The 18,189-nt window shown below is 66.8% G+C and carries 20 protein-coding genes and 1 tRNA gene; 6 read left to right on the top strand and 15 right to left on the bottom strand.

The annotated features are described in order from the left end of the window. Positions 1-12: 12 nt before the first annotated feature. The 6 genes from K3181_RS07670 to K3181_RS07695 form a co-directional block, all read right to left on the bottom strand. Positions 13-726: a ribonuclease T2 family protein gene (locus tag K3181_RS07670; RefSeq protein ID WP_345725460.1), complete on the bottom strand. Its 714-nt coding sequence runs from the start codon at positions 724-726 to the stop codon at positions 13-15. After that, a complete protein-coding gene (locus K3181_RS07675) occupies positions 713-1,147 on the bottom strand; it encodes a hypothetical protein (RefSeq protein WP_221602409.1) in 435 nt (144 codons plus the stop codon). Before K3181_RS07675 ends, K3181_RS07670 begins: the two co-directional genes overlap by 14 nt. 126 nt (positions 1,148-1,273) lie before the next feature. After that, entirely contained in the window at positions 1,274-1,696 is a 423-nt protein-coding gene (locus tag K3181_RS07680) for a hypothetical protein (RefSeq protein WP_221602410.1), read from the bottom strand. Between the two features lie 44 nt (positions 1,697-1,740). Then, positions 1,741-2,601, bottom strand: coding sequence for a carboxylating nicotinate-nucleotide diphosphorylase (nadC, locus tag K3181_RS07685; RefSeq protein ID WP_221602411.1), 861 nt, complete (start codon positions 2,599-2,601; stop codon positions 1,741-1,743). Beyond that, a complete protein-coding gene (locus K3181_RS07690) occupies positions 2,601-3,398 on the bottom strand; it encodes a LytR/AlgR family response regulator transcription factor (protein WP_221602412.1) in 798 nt (265 codons plus the stop codon). The genes nadC and K3181_RS07690 overlap by 1 nt, the downstream gene beginning before the upstream one ends. Next, positions 3,395-4,630 carry a sensor histidine kinase gene (locus K3181_RS07695; protein WP_221602413.1) on the bottom strand — a complete coding sequence of 412 codons (1,236 nt, stop codon included), beginning with the start codon at positions 4,628-4,630 and terminating at the stop codon, positions 3,395-3,397. The genes K3181_RS07690 and K3181_RS07695 overlap by 4 nt, the downstream gene beginning before the upstream one ends. An 82-nt stretch (positions 4,631-4,712) precedes the next feature. Here K3181_RS07695 and K3181_RS07700 point away from each other — a divergent pair, with 82 nt between their 5' ends. Then, positions 4,713-5,324: an HD domain-containing protein gene (locus K3181_RS07700; RefSeq protein ID WP_221602414.1), complete on the top strand. Its 612-nt coding sequence runs from the start codon at positions 4,713-4,715 to the stop codon at positions 5,322-5,324. Between the two features lie 4 nt (positions 5,325-5,328). Here K3181_RS07700 and K3181_RS07705 read toward each other — a convergent pair whose 3' ends face one another. From K3181_RS07705 to K3181_RS07740, 8 genes are all read right to left on the bottom strand, one after another. Continuing rightward, the gene (locus tag K3181_RS07705; protein ID WP_221602415.1) at positions 5,329-6,015 is read right to left on the bottom strand and encodes a DsbA family protein; all 687 of its coding nucleotides are present in this window, start codon (positions 6,013-6,015) and stop codon (positions 5,329-5,331) included. 16 nt (positions 6,016-6,031) lie between these two features. Next, positions 6,032-7,411: a M48 family metalloprotease gene (locus K3181_RS07710; RefSeq protein WP_221602416.1), complete on the bottom strand. Its 1,380-nt coding sequence runs from the start codon at positions 7,409-7,411 to the stop codon at positions 6,032-6,034. 11 nt (positions 7,412-7,422) lie between these two features. Next, positions 7,423-8,325, bottom strand: coding sequence for an alpha/beta hydrolase (locus K3181_RS07715; protein ID WP_221602417.1), 903 nt, complete (start codon positions 8,323-8,325; stop codon positions 7,423-7,425). Positions 8,326-8,410: 85 nt separating this feature from the next. Next, positions 8,411-10,282, bottom strand: coding sequence for a PAS domain-containing protein (locus K3181_RS15800; RefSeq protein WP_221602418.1), 1,872 nt, complete (start codon positions 10,280-10,282; stop codon positions 8,411-8,413). A 107-nt stretch (positions 10,283-10,389) separates the two neighbouring features. Next, positions 10,390-10,842, bottom strand: a complete 453-nt coding sequence (locus tag K3181_RS07725; protein ID WP_221602419.1) for a DUF2141 domain-containing protein — start codon at positions 10,840-10,842, stop codon at positions 10,390-10,392. Continuing rightward, positions 10,839-11,555 (bottom strand): sterol desaturase family protein, encoded by a 717-nt coding sequence (locus K3181_RS07730; RefSeq protein ID WP_221602420.1) that lies wholly within the window; start codon positions 11,553-11,555, stop codon positions 10,839-10,841. Before K3181_RS07730 ends, K3181_RS07725 begins: the two co-directional genes overlap by 4 nt. Positions 11,556-11,603: 48 nt before the next feature. Next, a complete protein-coding gene (locus K3181_RS07735) occupies positions 11,604-12,083 on the bottom strand; it encodes an MmcB family DNA repair protein (RefSeq protein WP_221602421.1) in 480 nt (159 codons plus the stop codon). A 68-nt stretch (positions 12,084-12,151) separates the two neighbouring features. After that, positions 12,152-12,553, bottom strand: coding sequence for a hypothetical protein (locus K3181_RS07740; RefSeq protein ID WP_247714899.1), 402 nt, complete (start codon positions 12,551-12,553; stop codon positions 12,152-12,154). Between the two features lie 129 nt (positions 12,554-12,682). Between K3181_RS07740 and K3181_RS07745 the strand changes: the two genes are divergently transcribed. From K3181_RS07745 to K3181_RS07755, 3 genes are all read left to right on the top strand, one after another. Then, positions 12,683-12,759: transfer RNA gene (locus K3181_RS07745), tRNA-Arg, on the top strand. Between the two features lie 216 nt (positions 12,760-12,975). Then, positions 12,976-14,013 (top strand): diacylglycerol/lipid kinase family protein, encoded by a 1,038-nt coding sequence (locus tag K3181_RS07750; RefSeq protein WP_221602422.1) that lies wholly within the window; start codon positions 12,976-12,978, stop codon positions 14,011-14,013. Beyond that, on the top strand, positions 14,010-14,906 hold the full coding sequence (locus K3181_RS07755) for a hypothetical protein (RefSeq protein ID WP_221602423.1): 897 nt from the start codon (positions 14,010-14,012) through the stop codon (positions 14,904-14,906). Before K3181_RS07750 ends, K3181_RS07755 begins: the two co-directional genes overlap by 4 nt. Here K3181_RS07755 and K3181_RS07760 read toward each other — a convergent pair. Next, a complete protein-coding gene (locus tag K3181_RS07760) occupies positions 14,897-15,394 on the bottom strand; it encodes a DUF2141 domain-containing protein (protein ID WP_221602424.1) in 498 nt (165 codons plus the stop codon). The genes K3181_RS07755 and K3181_RS07760 overlap by 10 nt on opposite strands. A gap of 271 nt (positions 15,395-15,665) precedes the next feature. Here K3181_RS07760 and rpe point away from each other — a divergent pair, with 271 nt between their 5' ends. Further along, positions 15,666-16,328: a ribulose-phosphate 3-epimerase gene (gene rpe / locus K3181_RS07765; RefSeq protein ID WP_221602425.1), complete on the top strand. Its 663-nt coding sequence runs from the start codon at positions 15,666-15,668 to the stop codon at positions 16,326-16,328. Then, complete coding sequence (locus tag K3181_RS07770) at positions 16,325-18,184, top strand: heparinase II/III family protein (RefSeq protein WP_221602426.1); 1,860 nt, start codon at positions 16,325-16,327, stop codon at positions 18,182-18,184. Before rpe ends, K3181_RS07770 begins: the two co-directional genes overlap by 4 nt. The last annotated feature ends 5 nt before the right edge of the window (positions 18,185-18,189 follow it).

The following is an 18,189-nucleotide window of genomic DNA, read 5'->3' on the forward strand; positions in this document are numbered from 1 at the left end:
GCTATCCAGCGCCTAGAGCCCCCGCCATATCTTCGCATTGGTGTCATCCCGCGCCCCGAAACGTCGGCGATCGCAGGCGACCGGCATGAAGCGCTTGTCGTAGCAGAGCTGCAATTCTTCCAGCCATCCACGTGCATTCAGATGCACGCCCACCGCTTCGCGTGGCCAGTCGGGATTGGCGTCGGTGAAGCGGGTGCGGATCGTGCCTGCGGTGAGGCCATCCTCGCGACTCACCCGGTCGAGGTCGGGAATGCGGAGGCCCTGCCACAGGATGCGCGTGACCTTGAAATAGGTCGCCGGGCGCTTCGTCATGCAGGCGCCGTGTTTCGCCCATTGCCGCGCGAGCAGGGCGGCAGACGGCGTCAGGCACATGTTCGCCGCCGCCTCGCGCGGCAGCGGGTCGCGGGTGGCGCTGCACCATTGCGGCCAGCTTCGCCCGCTCTCTGGCCACAACCCATGCACCACGAGACCGAAAAGGCCCGCCTGTCCGCTGCACTGGCGCGCATGAGACGGCTGGCGCTTGCGTGGCTTGCAGAATTCGGGGCTCCAGCTCAGCGCGAGGGTATAGCCGGTGACCGGAAGGACGCGGCGTGGCGCGTCCGCCTCGACCCGTGGCAGGTCGAAGCTCCGGGGCGGGCGGCACTGGTAATGCTGCGCGGCGAGCGGCGCTGCATCGAGCAGCGCGACCGCGAGGATGGCGAGCGCGATCCGCCTAGGGCGTCGCACGGTCGTCGGGGTTTTCGGCAAACCAGGCCTTTGCATCGCGGCGAAACAGGATCGCTACCGCCGCCCCCGCGACCAGGCTTGCGGCGAGATCCACCCAGGCTCCCGCGCTCGGTCCCAGGACCGTGAGCTCGCGGTAGTTTTGGAACAGTGCGTAAAGCACCACGAGCACTAAGACATATCGCATCACGCCCATCCGCAGCAGCGAGATGGTGGCCCACAGGATGCTCGCGAGCAGCAGGAAGATGAAGATCGAGGCTGTGACCATCCAGATGGCCATTCCGCGCGCGCCTTCGCCCTCGCCGCCAAATCCCGCCAGGGCTTGCTCTTGGAGCCCCGTGAAGCTGAGCACTGCAGAAGCGAAGACCAGCAGTGTCGCGATCGGAAACAGGACGTCGAACAGCTTGATCGAACTCGGCTTCACCCCTCGTCTCCCCCATTTGCTCGCCGGAGATGCAACAAACTGCGGGGGAGGTAAAGGTCTGGGGAGAGGCGAACCCGCGATTGTCAGGCGCGGCGACACATGTCGGCCCGTCGGGCAGCAGCCAGGCTATTCGCCGCTTTCGCCCCGCGTGCCGGCGAACCAGGCCCTGGCGTCGGGACGGAACAGGAACCAGATCGCCGCCACGGTCATCACCGTGGCGAGGAGGCCCCAGGCCATCGTGCTGTCGAAGCCCAGTTCCAGCGACTTGGCGGTGGTCAGGATCGACCACGCGGTGAGCAGGACGAGCGCCCATCGAGCGAGCCCTATTCGCAGGACGGAGATCAGGAACCACAGGCCCAGGCTGATCGCGAGGCTGAGGAGCAGGGCGCCGATAAGCATGCCCGTGCCCATCTCGGGCAGCCCCTGGGCGGCGAATTCGGTTTCGGCCTGCGCCGAGAGCGTGCCGAAGTTGAGGAGGATGCCAAGCAGGGTGACGCCGAGCGAGCCGAGGAACAGCCAGTCGAACATCTTGATCGAAGCGGGTTTCATGCGGTCTCCCTCCACATTCATATGACCTCACTCATGACGCGCAATCACAGCGGCGTAAAGTCGAGACCGATGTCGGCTGCCGGCGCGCTCTGTGTAAGGCGCCCGACCGAGACATAATCGACGCCGGTCGCGGCCTTGGCCTGAATGGTGGCGAGGGTGATCCCCCCGCTCGCCTCGGTCGGCACGCGGCCGGCCACCAGCGCGACCGCCTCGCACAGAGTCCCGGGCTCCATGTTGTCGAGCAGGAGACGGGTGGCCCCCGCTTCGAGCGCGGGTTCGATCTGGTCGATGCGGTCGACCTCGCAGATGATGTCCTTCACCCCCGCCGCGACTGCTCGGCGCACGGCTTCGCCGACGCTGCCCGCGACGAGCACGTGGTTGTCCTTGATCATCGCCGCATCCCACAGGCCCATGCGGTGGTTCGCGCCGCCGCCCATGCGCACGGCGTATTTCTCGAGCATGCGCAGCCCGGGGATCGTCTTGCGCGTATCGAGCAGCGTGCAGTCGGGATTGTCCATCGCGCGGACGTATTGCGCCACCATGGTGGCGATGCCCGAGAGATGCTGGACGGTGTTGAGCGCGCTGCGCTCCGCGGTCAGCATCGCGCGGGCATTGCCTTCCAGCCGCATCAGGTCGGTTCCCGCCGGGACGCTCGCACCCTCTTCGACGAGGATGTCGATCGTCATGTCCGGATCGAGTGCGCGAAAGAAGGCTTCGGCCACGGGAAGCCCCGCAACCTCGATGGGATCGCGCGTGTCCATTACCCCGGAAAAGCGCGCCTCGGAGGGGATCACGCTCTCACTGGTGACGTCGATGCCGCCGCCCGGCAGCCCCTCGCCGAGGTCTTCCGCCAGCGTTTCGCGGACGAACCGGTCGAGGTCGAAGCCTTCGAGAGCGAATGCCATCAGTGGACGAAGCGTGCCACGACGTCACGGTACGAGCGGCTGACCTTCACCTCGGCCCCGCTGTCGAGCACGAGGAAGCACTCGCCATTGGTGTGCGGCTTGACCTGCCGGACCTGGTCGAGATTGACGATGGTCGAGCGGTGGACGCGCTGGAACTTGCGCGGGTCGAGGCGGCGTTCGAGGTCCTTCATCGTCTCGCGCAGGATCAGCGAATTGTCGCCGGTGTAGATGCACATATAGTCGCCGGCGGCCTCGATGTGCTCGATCGTGTCGGTCTCGACGCGGAAGATCTGCCCGCGATCCTTGACGTTGATCAGCTTCTCGTAGCGGCTGGCGGTCTCGGCATCCTCGCCCGCAAGTTCTTCGGCCGCTTCGGGGGCCACTTCGGACAGCACGCTCTTGAGCTTTTCGGCTTCCTCGGTCGATTTCTTCTCGGCGAGGCGCTGGCGCACGCGTTCGATCGTGTCGGCCAGCTTGTCCTCGTCGACCGGCTTCATCAGGTAGTTGACCGCATTGGCCTCGAAGGCGCGGATCGCGTGTTCCTGGAAGGCGGTGACGAAGACGAACAGCGGCGGGTCGATTTCCATCACGCCCTGGACAACCGAGAAGCCATCGAAGCCGGGCATCTGGATGTCGAGGAAGACTAGGTCGGGCTTTTCGGTCTTGATCGCGCGGATCGCCTCGCGTCCGTTCTGGCAGGTGGCGATGATCTCGACGTCCTCGAAGGGCTCGAGGCGCAGCTGGAGGCCCTGGATGGCGAGCTTTTCGTCGTCGACGAGTATGGTGCGGATGGTCATGTCGTCTGGTGTGCTTTCGGGGGTAATGATGAGGGGAGAACGGCCGGGGGAGCCGAGGGTTTCTGCGTTCGCGCGCCCTGCTGCGCGGGTGCGGCTTGCGGCGCGCTTAACGCCTCGTCCTGTTCTTCGGTTTCGTAAGGCAGTTCGATGAGGACCGAAAAGCCGCCGCTTTCGGGCGAACGAATCTCGAAGCGGTGTTCCTCGCCATAGGCCTGTGCCAGCCGGTCGCGGATATTGGTCAGACCGACGCCGGTCGAATCGCGCCGGGCATGCGTCGGGCGGACCGCGGGCAGCCCGTCCTCGATATTGTTCATCGTCATGCCCGGCCCGGTATCCGACACCGTCACCCGCAGGCGCGGTCCGACGACTTGGGCGACGATCGAGATCTCCGCCCCCTCTTCCTGCGGGCTCACGCCGTATTTGATCGCGTTCTCGACCAGCGGTTGCAGCAGCATGGCGGGTAGGCGCGCACCTGCCGCCTGCGGTTCGACGCGGAAGGTGGTTCGCAGGCGCTCCTCGAAGCGCATCTGTTCGATGCCGAGATAGAGTTGCAGCGTCTCGACCTCCTGCGCCACGCTGACCTTGCCGCCGGGCTGCGTCACCAGCGTATGGCGCAGGAAGCTAGACAGGCGGGTGAGCATCGCATTGGCGGTTTCGCTCTGCTTCAGCAGCACGAGCGTGCTGATCGAATTGAGCGTGTTGAACAGGAAATGCGGGTTGAGCTGGTATCGCAGCATGGCCAGCTGCGCGCTGGTCGCCTGCGCCTCGAGCCGTTCGAGCCGGTCGGCCTGTTCTTCCACTTGAAGGAAGAAATTGATGGCGTAATAGAGCGCCGACCAGGCGCCGAGCAGCGTCAGGTCGATGAAGTACATGCCGACGAAGAGCTTGACGAAATTGCCGTCGGTCGCCGCGCCCGCCACCTGCAGCACCCAGCTGTCGATGAAGGCATAGACGCCGGTGGCGAACACCAGCACGAGTGCGGTCGCGCCCCAGGTCACCAGCGGGCGCTGCTTGATCAGCTGGCCATAGACCACCGCCAGGATCAGGCTCAGCGAAAAGCCGGTGATCGTCGCGATCAGGATGATCACCAGGCGATCGGGCGGCTGGCCATTTGCCAGCGCGGACATGGCACGCAGCATGGCCGCCCCGCCCCAGCCGCCCAGCTGGAGGTTCCAGAACGCCTGGTTCTTGTTGGCGAAGAACGGCGTAGGTCGAATGGGCAGTACTGCCATTTGCACGCCCCTCTAGCGCAATTGCGACGAGTTGCACCAGTCGCTAGAATGGCCGCGACAGGCGAAACGAGGGAGAGACGCGATGGGCGTGCAGGAAACGATCGACGAGGCGGGGGCCGAACGCGCCAAGTTCCGCGAGATGAAACAGGGTACGGCGGAAGACTGGGCGATCATCGGCGGCGAGTATCGCGCATTCGCCCAGGGCCTGCCCGATCGCGTGCTCGAGCACCTCAAACTGCTCGACGGCGATTTCGGGGGCTTCCCGGTCGACCGGCTAGAACATTCGCTGCAGACCGCGACCCGCGCGCATCGCGACGGGCGCGACGAGCAATATGTGGTGATGGCGCTGCTGCACGACATCGGCGACACGCTGGGAAGCTACAACCACCCCGAGGTCGCCGCCTCGATCATCAAGCCCTTCGTGAGCGAGGAGGTCCACTGGATCTGCCAGAATCACGGCGCGTTCCAGGGCTATTACTACTTCCACTTCCTCGGCATGGACCAGAACGCGCGCGACAAATTCCGCGACAATCCGCATTTCGAGGCGTGCCGCGAGTTCTGCGAGAAATACGACCAGGCCGCCTTCGATCCCGACTACGACAGCGAGAGCCTCGAATTCTTCGAGCCGATGGTGCGCCGGGTGATGGCGAAGCCACTCGCCTCGATGTACGCCAAGGCGATGGAAGAGGAATAGGCGCCTAGCCTTCGGCGTCGAGCGCCTCGGCGAGCCTTTCGGGCGGGACCAGCCCCTCGATCACTTCGTTGCCCGCGATCCAGCTCGGCGTTCCGCTGAACTGCAGCTGGCGGGCGTAGGCCATGTTCCGGGCTAATTCCGCCGTCGCCTCTTCCGACTCTGCGAATGCCTTTGCGGCGGCCAAGTCGAGCCCGGCAATCCGCGCCGCGCGCTCGATGCTCGCCGTGCTCGGCGGCCCCTGTTCGAACATCGAATGGAAGAAGGCATCGAACTTGCCCTGTTTTGCTGCGGCAAGTGCCATGCGGGCAGCCTGTTCGCTGCCGTCGAAGATCGGCCATTCGCGGATCACCACCTTGAGTTCCGGATCCTCGGCGATCAGCTTGTCGGTGCCGGCAATCGACTGGCGGCAATAGGTGCAGCCATAATCGGTGAACTTGACCAGCACCTTCGACCCCTTCGGATTGCCCAGCACCGCACCGGGAAAGGCCTGTTTCACCTCGCCCGAAACCTGCGCCAGCCGGTCCTTCGCCTGTTCGCGCTGATAGGCCTCGGCCATGTCGGGCAGGATCTGGGGGTTGGCGATCAAGTATTTGCGCGTCTGGCCGTTGCCGAGACCGGACAGCGACCACAGGCCGGCGCCGGCGAAGCCGAACACCAGCGCGATCAGCGCGGTCAGCAGATGGTTCCTCATCAAAATCCTTCGTCGCTCAGCCCGGGGTGCAATTGCGCCCGCGTTCCATCTCGCACTGCCGTTCGATCAGCGCGCGCGCCTGCATGCCGATATCCTGCGCGCGAATCCAGTCGGGCGTGCCGCGATCGAGGCCGGCCTCGGCCGCCTGCGCGCTGCGCAGCGCCAGTGCGTATTGCCCGCTCATGACCTGCTGCTCGGCCGAGGCCAGCCGGGCACGGGCGGTATCGCCGCGCGCGGCATAGACCACGCCGAGCTGGTACCAGGCGAAGGGGTTCTGTCGGTCGCGGCCGACCGCGGCGCGCAGCACGCGCTCTGCCTCTTCGTAATTGTCCTTGTTTTCGGTCGCGATCAGGGCGTGGCCGAACAGGCCGGCGATCAGCGGTTCCGCATTGGTCAGCTCGGTCGCGCGGCGCAGGGGTTCGAGCGCCTCTTCGGGACGGCCCGATTCGAGCAGCACCTGCCCCTTGAGCTCGAGAAAATAGGGATCCTGTGGGTCAATCTCGAGCAGGTGGTCGGCCGCCGCGAGCGCGAGGTCGACGCGGGCGTTCTGATGATAGGCATAGGCACGCGCATAGAGTGCGGGCACGCTCTGGTCGGTCTCGGGATAGTCGCGCAGCGTCGCCGAAGGCTTCGAAATATAGCCGACCAGCTTGGCCTTCACGCGCTCGAAACGTGCCTGGTTGCGGGCATTTGCGGGGCGATCCCACGCCGGGTCCTTTTCATAGACCTCGCGCAGCGCCGAGATGCGATCGCCCGACAGCGGGTGCGTGCGATAGAAACCCGCCTCGTCGCTCTGGCTGTAGCCGTAGCGGAATTCCTGGTTGAGTAGCTTGCCGAAGAAGCTGAGCGACCCGCGACCCGAAATCCCCGCCTTCGAAAGATAGTCCGCTCCGGCGAAATCGGCGGAGGATTCCTGCGTCCTGGTGAAGGCGAGGAATTTTCCCATCGCCGCCTGCTGTCCGGCCATCATGATGCCCATGGCGGCGTCACCTGCACCCGCCAGCGCGGCACCGATCCCGGCAAGCATCGACAGCAGCGAGATCTTGGTTGCCGCTGCTGCGCCTTCTCCATAGCGCAGCACGTGTCCCCCGGTGATATGGCCGAGTTCGTGCGCGATCACGCCCTGGACTTCCTCGGCACTATCTGCCGCTTCAATCAGCCCCGAATGGATATAGACCGTCTGACCGCCGGCGACGAAGGCGTTGATCGTCGGGTCGTTGATCAGCACGATATCGACATTGTCCGACTGGAGGCCGGCGGCCTCGATCAACGGGGTGGAAATCTCGTGCAGGAAGGCCTCGGTTTCGGCATCGCGCAAAATGCTCTGTGCGGCGACGGGCTGTGCCGCGAGCATGGCGGCGGCTAGCAGGGCGAGCAGGCGGGTGATCAGGCGCATCAAGGCTCAGCCTAAGGCGTTTCGGCCTGAACCGGAACTGAAACCTCGCTGACGCCGCGAGCGAAATCCACCACCGCCGCATCGACGTCGCGCCGCTGGCGCCAGGGGCTGGCAAGCGAGATCAGCGGCGCATTGTGATCGAAGCCGGGATAGATCCGCGTTTCGACCGGTAACCCGGCCTGTTCCAGTGCCCGTGCCAGCGCGCGCGTGTTGCGCGGCTTGACCAGCGTGTCGTCCTCGCCGTGGACCAACAGCATGGGCGGCGCGTCGGCGTGGACGTGGTTGATCGGCTGGCTTTCGTCGCCGGCCCCCACCGCGCCGAAGGCGGCGCGGCTCGAGGGTTTGTCGAAGGGATAGAAGTCGTATGGGCCGGAGAGACCGATCACCCCGCGCGGTTTCACGCCGCTCGCCTCCAGCCATTTCGTCTCGAGCGCGACCTGCACGACGTTGTAGGCGCCCGCGGAATGGCCGGCCAGGACGATGCGGTCGGGATCGCCGCCATAGCGCGGGGCAAGCCGGGCCGTCTCGGCCACCGCCGCTGCGGTGTCCTCGAGCATGGCGGGATAGCGCCCCTCTTCGCCCAATCTGTATCCGGCAAGCACGACGACGAAGCCTTCAGGTGCGATGGCGCGGGCGATGAAGTTGTAGTCATCGGGATCGCCCCAACTCCAGCTCCCGCCATGAACGAAGAGAAAGACCGGGAGTGGCTCGTCCGCGCCCGCAGGAGCGTAGATGCGCAGCTTCTGTGCCGGGTGCTGACCATAGTGGGTCTTCGCTACCAGCCTGACGCCGCGCGTTCCGCCTGTCACTCGGTCGACGGCGTCGAGCACTGCGGGTCCGTTGTTGCGGATCGCGAGCAGCAGGATGACTCCTGCCAAAAGGATCGCGGCGAGCCCGCCGAGCAGGATCTTCATGCCGTGTCGCACTCCCGTTTGCGCATCGCGCCCGGGGCTAGCCGTTGTCGCGCACGAGCGACAAGGGCTTTGTCGAACTGTCGGCCTAGTCGAGCAGCTTGCGCGCGGCGCGTTCCACCAGCGGGATGTCCTCGGGCACCTCGCCGAGAACCTCGATCGTGCCATTCGCGGTACGCCTGACCATCACCAGCGCGAATTCAGCGCCCTCTTCGTCGAGTTCGGCAAGCGAGAGCGCTTCGAGCGCCCGCAGTTTTTCGGCGAGCTTGTTGCGGACGGTCTTCCTGTCCTCGGTCGGCTTGCCCTGCTCTTCCTTGCGCGCGGCGCGCTCGGCCTGGACCACGCCCTTGAGGCCGCCCTCGGCCTCGCGCAGGAAGCTCGCAAGCTTGCCGCGCTCGATGCCCAGCCGGTGGCCATGCGTCAGCACGGCGGCGTATTCGGTCAGCCGGGTCTTGTCGTAATCGGCGCCGAAGACGAGCTTCACCACCGGCGTCATCGGCGCCCGGTCCTGCATGGTCAGCCCGCTCTCGGCGAGGAGCTCGTCGAAACCGGCGGGATCGCTCTGGGCCTCGATGCTGAAGTCGTAGGCGCGGCCGACCGCCTCGTAGAGCGTCTTGCGGCTGCGATCCTCGGTGTTCTGGGCCGCCTGCGCCAGCTCGCGCGCCGCGGCGAGAGCGTCGTAGAGGTTCTCGGGCGCACCGGAATTGTCCGGCCAGTCGGGGACGGTATCCTCGATCTTTTCGAATTCGTCGGTTGCGCCCGGCAGATCGCCGGTATTCGCATGGTCGGCCTCGGCCACCGGAGCCTCGACCATCGGTGCGGGCGGCGGAACATAGGCTTCGGGAATGCGATGGACGGCGGAATCGTTCTCGCCTGCATCTGGTGCGGGCATGCCCTCGCCGAGCGAAAGGTCGACGCTCTTCTTGGTACGGTCGCCGCGATTGACCAGCGCGACGAGGCTGCTCGATGCCTCTTCGTCGGCGAGCGGGTCGATCACGTCGTCGACGTCGCTCTCGTCCTCGTCCTCGTCCCAATCGGGCAGGCCGTAATCGGCGGCGGTCTTCATCCTGCCGTCGAAATCGTCATCCTCGTCGGCCTCGTCATGCACTGGATGGCCGCCGATCGGGTTGCCGAGCGCATCGAGCCGCGCGGCGAGTGGAATGGAGTTCCTGGGTGTTGGGAAGCCGCGTTCCGAGCCTTCCGTTGCTCCGAATGCCGGTCGCGGCAGGCCGCTGTCGGCGCCGGCAAGTTCCATCATCTCGGCGCCGCTCAGTTCGAGCACATCCTCGTCTGCGAATGCGCCGAGCATCTCGGCGGTATCGAGCCTGTCCGCATAGACGGGCTCGAGTTCTTCCTCCGAGGTGCCGAGTGCCTGGTCGAGCTCGAGCAGCAGCGCGTCGGCGGTCTGGCGGTCGGCCATTTCCTTCCAGTTGATCACGCCGTAGATATAGTCGACCGTCGCGTCGTCGCTCGAATAGGGCAGCAGGATGCCGCGATAGAGCACGCTGGCGCCTTCGGCATTGTCGAATTCGGCTTCGAAGCCGATCGGTGCCTGGTTGGCGAGGATCTGCATGTAATGGTCGGTCAGGCGGCTGAGCACCGAGCGGCTTGGAACCGCGGAAAGCTGCGACAGCGCCTTGTCGGTACGGCATTCCACGAGCAGTTCGCCACCGACATAGCGAAGGCGCGGATCCTCGATGTCCTGCGTCAGGTCGAGCAGCACCGAATAGGGGCCGAAATCCTCGAGCGTGTCAGGATGCAGATCGTCGATATGCGGGAAGTTGCGGTCACCCAGAAGGCTCGCCCAATGGTTGTAGGCGCGCACCTGCATGCGACGCTCGTCCTGCCCGACGGGGGAAGGTGGCGCTTCGACATCGGCGGTATAGTCTTCGACCCCCGCATCGTCGAAGTCGTCTTCCGCTTCGCGCGAGCCGAAAAATCCGCCCAGCCTGTCTATCACTGCGTCCACCTTTCGCGGGGTCTGCCTATTCGGAAAACCTATGCAGGTGACGAGGTAAAAATAGGGTTAAGTGCGTTAACCATGGCGCCTATCGGCGCGGGGGGATTTCACAGCATGTAGCGCATGTGGATCGTCATCGCGCGGTTCTCGCTGCCCACGTCGAAGGCGGCGTCGGCAAAGCGCGGCGGCCCCATCCGCACCTTGGCATCGCGCGAGAAGCCGAAGCCTTCCTTGGGCATCATGCCCAGCGCGCGATCGGCCTTGCCGTTGGCATTCTCGTCGTGGAGCAGCGCGATGGCGTAGCGACCGGGTTTCACGCCGGTGAAGGTGAAGGTCACATTGCCCTCCTGCGCCTCGGTCGTCGCGCCATAGGCGCCCGGCACTCCGCGGCAGCGCGGAAAGCGGTCCTCGTCGGTGGTCATGCAGGCGCGCACCACGCCCTCGGCATTGCGCAGACCGGTCACGGTGACGGTGATCGTCGCGCCGCCGGATCCCGTCGGCGCAGCGGCGGCGAGCGCCGTGCCGAGCGGCAGCAGCGCGAGTGCGGCGGCACGGCTCATGCGGAGGCGCTGAGCCCGCGATCGGTCCCGCATGCCCGGTCCCAGAAACGGAAGTAGAGGCCGTAATTGCATTGATACTCTTCGTGATGACGCTGGTGGTGGCTGGCGGTTATCAGCCATCCTCCTAACCCCGAGTGAACCAGTCTGCGGGGGAAAATCTCCCATCCCATGTGATTGGTGACTCCCATCACCGTCATGACCAGCAACACGAGGCCGAGCATGGCGACATGGATCGGGACGAGGAAGACGAGCGCGGGGATCACGATCGCGCCGGTCAGCGCTTCCCACGGATGGAAGCTCATCGCGGCCCAAGCGGTCGGCGGGCGGCTGGCGTGGTGCACCGCATGCATCGCGCGGAACCACGCCGGGCGATGCATCAGCCGGTGCGTCCAGTAGAACCAGGTGTCGTGCGCCAGCAGGTAGAGCAGCGGGGCAAGCGGGAGGTACCACAGCGGATAGGCGTCCCACTGGCGGTAGATCTGCGTCCAGCCGCGCTCCTGCCAGCCCCAGGCGACCACGCCCGCCGGGATGCCGTAGATTGCCGCCGAGGCGAGCGACCATCCGATCTCACGGCGGATCTGCGCGCCCAGCTTCGCATGATAGCCGGGGCGGACGCGCCCGGTGATCAGCGCGAAGAAGCCGCTGGCCGCCAGATAGCGCAGCGCGACGATTGCGGTCATGGCAAGCGCGGACAGGATGATGGCGGTGAGCATCGCGGGTCGACACTAGCCGCGCGCGGCCCCTCGCGAAACAGGCGATCTCTATTCGGGCGTGCCCCAAGGCGCGCAATGCGGATCGAGCGCCACGGTCGCGCGGCGGAGCGCAGTGCGCGCGAGCCGTTCGACCTCGACCTTGCGCCGCGCCGCGGCCAGCGGGTGGAGCGGGGCGGGGCGCAGGATTTCGCCGTCATAGCCATCGGCGACGATGATTCCGCAGCAATCGGGACGATAGTCCGCGCCGTCGAGCGGGCCACGGTCGAGCCCCGGCGGAACGCCCCAGAAGAAGCGGTCGCAATGGTCGAGATAGTCGGGCCATTTGCCGTCGCCGAGCAGGTCGCCGCGCTGGACCTTGATCTCGACAATGATCACGCGGCCCTTGGGGTCGACCCCCATGAGGTCGGCCCGGCGTCCGTTGCGTAGCGGCATTTCCGCAAGGCACCAGATGTCGTTGCGCGCGAAGAGCCGCGCGATCCCGCGTGCCACGATGGCCGCCGTTTGCGCTTCCGTTTGCGAATCTGTCATGTCCGCGATTTGGAACAGAGAGCGAACACGGTCAAGGCCTCGCGACCCTCCGACGTGCTCGGCAGTGATCAGCCGGCTTCGGACAGCTCGAGCAGCGCCGTGCGGGCGGTGTGGAACTCGCGCCACAGCGTCAGCGCAGCGGCGGTGGTATCCTGGCCCTTGGCGGTGAGCGCGAGCAGCGCGCGCAGGCCGGGCTGCATGAAGGCGGCGAGATCCTCGATCCCGTGCGCAGTCATCTCGTAGGTCCAGCCGCCAATCCGCGCGGCGCGACGCGGCAGCGCGGCAATCTCAGGCGCGAGCGGTTCGTGCGCGAGCTGGGCGAGTGCGGCGATCGCCCCCGCCGCATCATGGACGGCTTCCCATTGTTCGGTCAGCATCTCGAGGTCCGGAACGCTGCACGGCCCGGCCGGTGAGGCGGGCGGGAGCATGGTGGCCTGGGCCAGGTCGAACTCGTGGGACGGCGCGTTCATGGTGTCATGGATTAGGCCGCCAGTCTTATGAAAAGCCTAACGCAGCGCACACCGTTCGTGCCGGTCGTTTTGGGCTGGCGAGCGCGGGCCGGCTTTGCTAAGCGCCCCGCTCGCCCGCATGGCGTGCAGGCACCCGTAGCTCAGCTGGATAGAGCGCTGCCCTCCGAAGGCAGAGGCCACAGGTTCGAATCCTGTCGGGTGCGCCATTTTCCCGACCTTCTCGAGGGCTCTGGCATTCCCACCCCGGGAGCGAGGCGTTTACCCGTGCCAACGGCTTGAGCTGCCGAGCGGCTCGGAGCCCGTTGGGCGCGCCCGGCAGTCTCCCTGCCGCAGGGCGAACCGAGAATCCTTTGCGACACCATTACAATCTGGCGAAAATGTCCTAGGTAGGCGCACGCGGGGGCGACTAAGGCACAAGGTTCATGGACCGGGTAATCTACAATTTCGACAGCCTGCCGTTGCGGCAGACGGCGATGCCCGCGCCCCAGCGGCGGTCGATCTATCGTGCCCCGCGCGTGCCCGAACCGCGGATCGGGATTATCTACAACCCGCGCAGCCACCGCAACAAGGGGCAGGACCTCGCCTGCACCGGCGCGGGCAGGATCACAGTCGCCCAGCCGCGCACGCGCGAGGAGATCGCCCATGCGCTGGCCGGCTTCGCGCGCGACGGGATCGATTTCCTGATCATCAACGGTGGCGACGGCACGGTGCGCGACGTGCTGACTATGGGCCAGGCGGTCTTCGCCGATCGCTGGCCGGCCATCGCCGTGCTGCCCAAGGGCAAGACCAATGCGCTCAACGTCGATCTCGGCGCCCCCGCCGACTGGTCGGTCGAAGGCGCGATCGCGGCCTATGCCGCGGGCCGCCGGATCCAGCGCAGGCCGCTCGTGATCAGCAGCGGAAACGAGGTCGGACCGCCCATGCTCGGATTCATCTTCGGTGCCGGGGCGTTCACGCTGGGTATCGAGGCGGGGCAGGATGCGCATTCGCTCGGCTTCTTCAACAGCCTGGCGGTCGCTGCGACCGGCGCATGGGGGGTGATGCAGGCGCTGTTCGGCACCGATCGCAACAAATGGCGTCGCGGAACCGAGATGGCGCTGCGCTTCGAACCGTCGGGCGCGCCGGTGCCCCGCTCGGCCCATGGCGATCCCGCGCGGCGCAGCATGTTGCTTGCCTCGACGCTCGAGCGCCTGCCGATGGGAATCGAGGTCTTCGGCCAAGCGAGGCCGGGGCTCAAGCTGGCGGTGCTCGACCGGCCGCGGCGACGCCTCCTCGCCGCCCTGCCGGCGATCCTGTCGGGTTGGCGACCGCGCTGGCTGGCCGCGGCCGGTCTGCACCAGCTCGATGCCGAGGCGCTGACGATCGAGGTCGCCGAACCGGTCATTCTCGATGGCGAGGCATTCCCGCCGGGGCGCTACCGCGTCGAGCAGGGACCTGAACTGACGTTTATCAGCCCGTGAGCGCCGCACTCGCGCAGCGCATCGCCGCCGCGCTCGAGAGCCCGGTGCGCGATGAAGTCGCGGCCTATGCCCGCCTGCTCGGCGAGGAGGCCGGCGCGCGCGCGGTGTTGTTCTACGGATCGAATTTGCGGACCGGCTCGCTCGAAGGCGTGCTCGATTTCTATGTCCTGCTGCCGGGCGAGCAGCGCGAGAGAATCTGGCCGCGCGTCGCCTATCGCGAGTGGGGCCATGCGGGCGAACGGCTTCGCGCCAAGATAGCGACCATGTCGCTGGCGCAATTCGCGCGCGCGGCAAGCGGGCAATCGCGCGACACCACGATCTGGGCGCGCTTCGTCCAGCCTTCGGCCCTCGTCTGGGCGCAGGACGAGGCAGCGCGCGGCGCTGTGCTCGAGGCGCTGTGCGGGGCAGCGGCGACCGCCGGGCGCCTCGCCGCGGCGGTCGGCCCGCCGAGCGGGACGGCGCAGGATTTCTGGCGCGCGCTGTTCCGGGCGACCTATCGCGCCGAATTCCGGATCGAGCAGCCGGGCCGCGAGAACACCATTCTCGAGGTCAATGCGGCGCATTTCGACGGGCTTCTGCCGCTGGCCTGGGAGGCGGGGAGGATCGATTTCTCGCGCAAGGGCGACCTCTTGCGCCCTGCGCTTTCACCTGCTGAGTGCAAGGCCATCCTCGGCTGGTGGCGCAAGCGCCAACGGCTAGGCAAGCCCCTCAACCTGCTGCGGCTGGCCAAGGCGACGACGACTTTCGACGGAGCGGCGGATTATGCCGCGTGGAAGCTCCACCGGCATACCGGCATCGCCATCGAGGTCACGCCGTTCCGCGCCAGGCATCCGCTGCTCGCCGCGCCGGGTGCGCTTATGGAGCTGTGGCGCAGGCGTCGCGCTCAGCGGTAGCGCATGCGGATCGACATCGTCTCGACACCGCTGCCAACCTGGAAGGCGACCTTCTTGTAGCTCGGCTTGCCGAGGTTGAAGATGTTGAGGCTGGGATTGTTCGACATGGCCCCGCCGTCGGTGAAGATGTCGGTGCTGCCGTTGCCGTTGAGATCGTGGCGTACCGCGATGGCATAGGTGCCGGGGCGCGGTAGCGGCATGCAGAAGCTCATCGATCCCGCCTTTGCGGGCGCTTCCATGCGGTAGATCCACTTGCCCTTTTCGAGCCAGTCTTCCTTGGTCCCGCGATAGCTCTGGACGCGGATCGTGCCCTTGCTTTCCTTGATGTCGGTCACGGTCACGCGCACCGACGGGCCGGCGCCGGCGGCGCATTTGGCGGCATCGTTGGAAATCTTCTGGCGGTATTGCGCCGCGGCCGGCGCAGGGGCTGAAAGCGCGCCGAGGGCGAGCGCGGCGACGCCGGCGGTGGCGATGAAAGTGCGGGTCATATGGGCAATCCGTTTCTAACTGGACGGGGCCCGCGGCACCATTGTGCCGGCCGCTGTGCCCCGCGATTTGGCTGACGTTTATCAAATTGCGCTGAATTACGGCTGAATTTCTTCGCTGCGCATCATTCAGTCTTTCCTTTGCTCCTACGGCGGTCGGCGGAACGGCAGGGGGCGGTCCATGTGGAAAAGGCCCCGGCCCTCGCTTGTTAACCCTCCTTTCGCGCGCGTAGGGCAGGCCCAGCATATCTCGCGACCCAAGGCCGCCGCCCGCATGACGATTCCGCTGATTTCCCCGTCTATACTCTCCGCCGATTTCGCCGCGTTGGGGGAGGACGTGCGCGCCATCGATGCCGCGGGAGCCGACTGGATCCATGTCGACGTGATGGACGGGCATTACGTGCCCAACATCACCATCGGCCCGGCGGTGGTGAAGGCGCTGCGCCCGCACACCGACAAGCCGTTCGACGTCCATCTGATGATCGCGCCGATCGACCCCTATCTCGAAGCCTTCGCCGAGGCCGGGGCGGACATCATCACGGTCCACCCCGAGGCGGGGCCGCATATCCACCGCACGCTGCAGGCCATCACCGCCTTGGGCAAGAAGGCTGGTGTGGTGCTCAATCCCGGTACGCCGGTCGAAGCGCTCGACTATATCCTCGAGGATGCTGATCTCGTCCTCGTGATGAGCGTCAATCCGGGCTTCGGGGGGCAGAGTTTCATCCATTCGCAGCTGAAGAAGGTAGAGGCGATCCGCAAGCGGATCGACGCACTGGGCAAGCCGATCCATCTCGAAGTCGATGGCGGGGTCAATGAGGAGACCGCCAGGCTGTGCGTCGAGGCGGGGGCCGATGTACTGGTCGCGGGCTCGGCGACCTTCAAGGGCGGGCCGGCGAACTATGCGACCAATATCGCCGCGCTGAAGGGCGCGAAATGAGCCGCGGGGCGCGCACCCTCCTCCGCGAGGAGGCCATCGCGCCGGAACGGGCCGCCGCGCCGGCGCTGCCGCTCAAGGGACTGGCCGAGCCGCTCGTCGACGAGGCGCCGCCGCTTCCCGAAGCCATCCCGCTCGAGCCGGCGCGTGCGCTGGTGCTGGCGGACCTGCAGCCGCCGCGTGCCGGGCCGATCGATAGCATGCTGCGCTGGGCATACCGCCTTGGCGTGCCGGGCCCGGTGCTTGCTGCGCCCTTGCGCAAGCCCGCCGCGCCGCGCCTGCTCGCCACCGTTGCCACTCCGCTTGGAGGTGAGCGCGCGGCGGGCATGGCGCTGCGCGCGGGGCAGTTCCTGGTCCACGGCCTCAAGGTTCCGATCGACAAGGTCGATTTCGCCAGCAGTGCGCCGCTGACGCCGCCGGTCCAGCGCGTCGTTCAAGGCTTCACCTGGCTGCGCGACCTGGCCACCTGCGCTCCGCGTGAGGACTGCGCCGGGGTCGCCGAAAGGCTGCTTGCTCGCTGGCTCAAGGCCAATCCGCTTCCGGGCAAGGGGCCCGCATGGACCGTCGAGCACGCCGGGCTGCGATTGCTCGCCTGGCTGGTCCACGCACCACTCCTGCTCGGCGGCGACGCAAGACTGCGGGGCGAGGCGCTGGCGGCGATGGAGGCGAGTGCGCGCTATCTCGACCGGCAGGTCGCCCGCGCCGAAGACGGGCTGGGGCAGGTCGCCGGCTGGTGCGCGATCGTCGCAGCGGGCCTGCTGCTCCCCGATGGTCGCCCGCGCCGCCTGTTCGGCGAGGCCGGCCTCCTGCGTGCATTGGGCGAGCTCGTCGCCGACGACGGCGGAGTGCTCTCGCGCAGCCCGCTGGCGCAGATGGAAGCGATCGCGCTGCTGGTCGATCTACGCGCCTGCTACGACGCGGTCGATCGCGAGCCCCCACAGGCGCTCGAAACCATGCTCGGACTGCTCGTGCCGCCGCTGCTCGCGCTGCGCATGGGCGACCGCGGGCTGGGCAGCTGGCAGGGTGCCGGCGCAACCTCGGCGGCGCGTGTCGATACGCTGATCGCGGCCAGCGGAATCCGTGCACGGCCAGGCAAGGACAGCCGCCACTGGGGCTACCAGCGCGTCGATGCGGGCAAGGCTACGCTGGTCCTCGACGCCGCGCCGCCGCCGCGCTCGCGCCATGCGCGCTATGGCTGCGCCTCGACACTGGCCTTCGAGCTGTCGCATGGCGAACAGCGCATCGTGGTCAATTGCGGCGGTGCGGAGCTTGCCGGCGGCACGGTCCCGGTGCGGATCGAGCAGGGGCTGCGCGGGACGGCGGCGCATTCGACACTGGTGCTCGACGAAGCCAATTCGACCGCTGTGCTGATCAAGGGGCAGATCGGCAAGGGTGTCGAGGAAGTCGATATCGCGCGCACCACGGTCAAGCAGAAGGGCCGCGAAGCCGTGCGGCTCGAAGCGTCGCATAACGGTTATGCCGCGCGCTACGGGCTGATCCATCGCCGCACTTTGCTGCTCGGTGCCGATGGCAGCGGGCTGTCGGGCGAGGACCTGCTCGAGCCCTCGGGGCGGCAGGGCAAGCGCGGCAAGATCGCCTTCGCGATCCGCTTCCACCTCGGGACCGGCATCGATGTCGGCCTGTCCGACGATCGTCGCGGCGCGGGTCTTGCCCTGCCCGACGGAAGCTACTGGCAATTCCGCCTCGGAGGCGATAGCGGCGAGGCGCATATCACAATCGAGGACAGCCTTTGGGTCGACGGGCAAGGCCGCCCGCGCGCAACCAAGCAGCTGGTCGTCGAAGGACTGACATCGCGCAGCGGGGGACGCTTCCCCTGGCTGCTCAAACGCATGGGATAGAATTC

Source organism: Qipengyuania mesophila, assembly GCF_019711655.1.
In the GTDB taxonomy this organism is placed as follows: Bacteria; Pseudomonadota; Alphaproteobacteria; order Sphingomonadales; family Sphingomonadaceae; genus Qipengyuania; species Qipengyuania mesophila.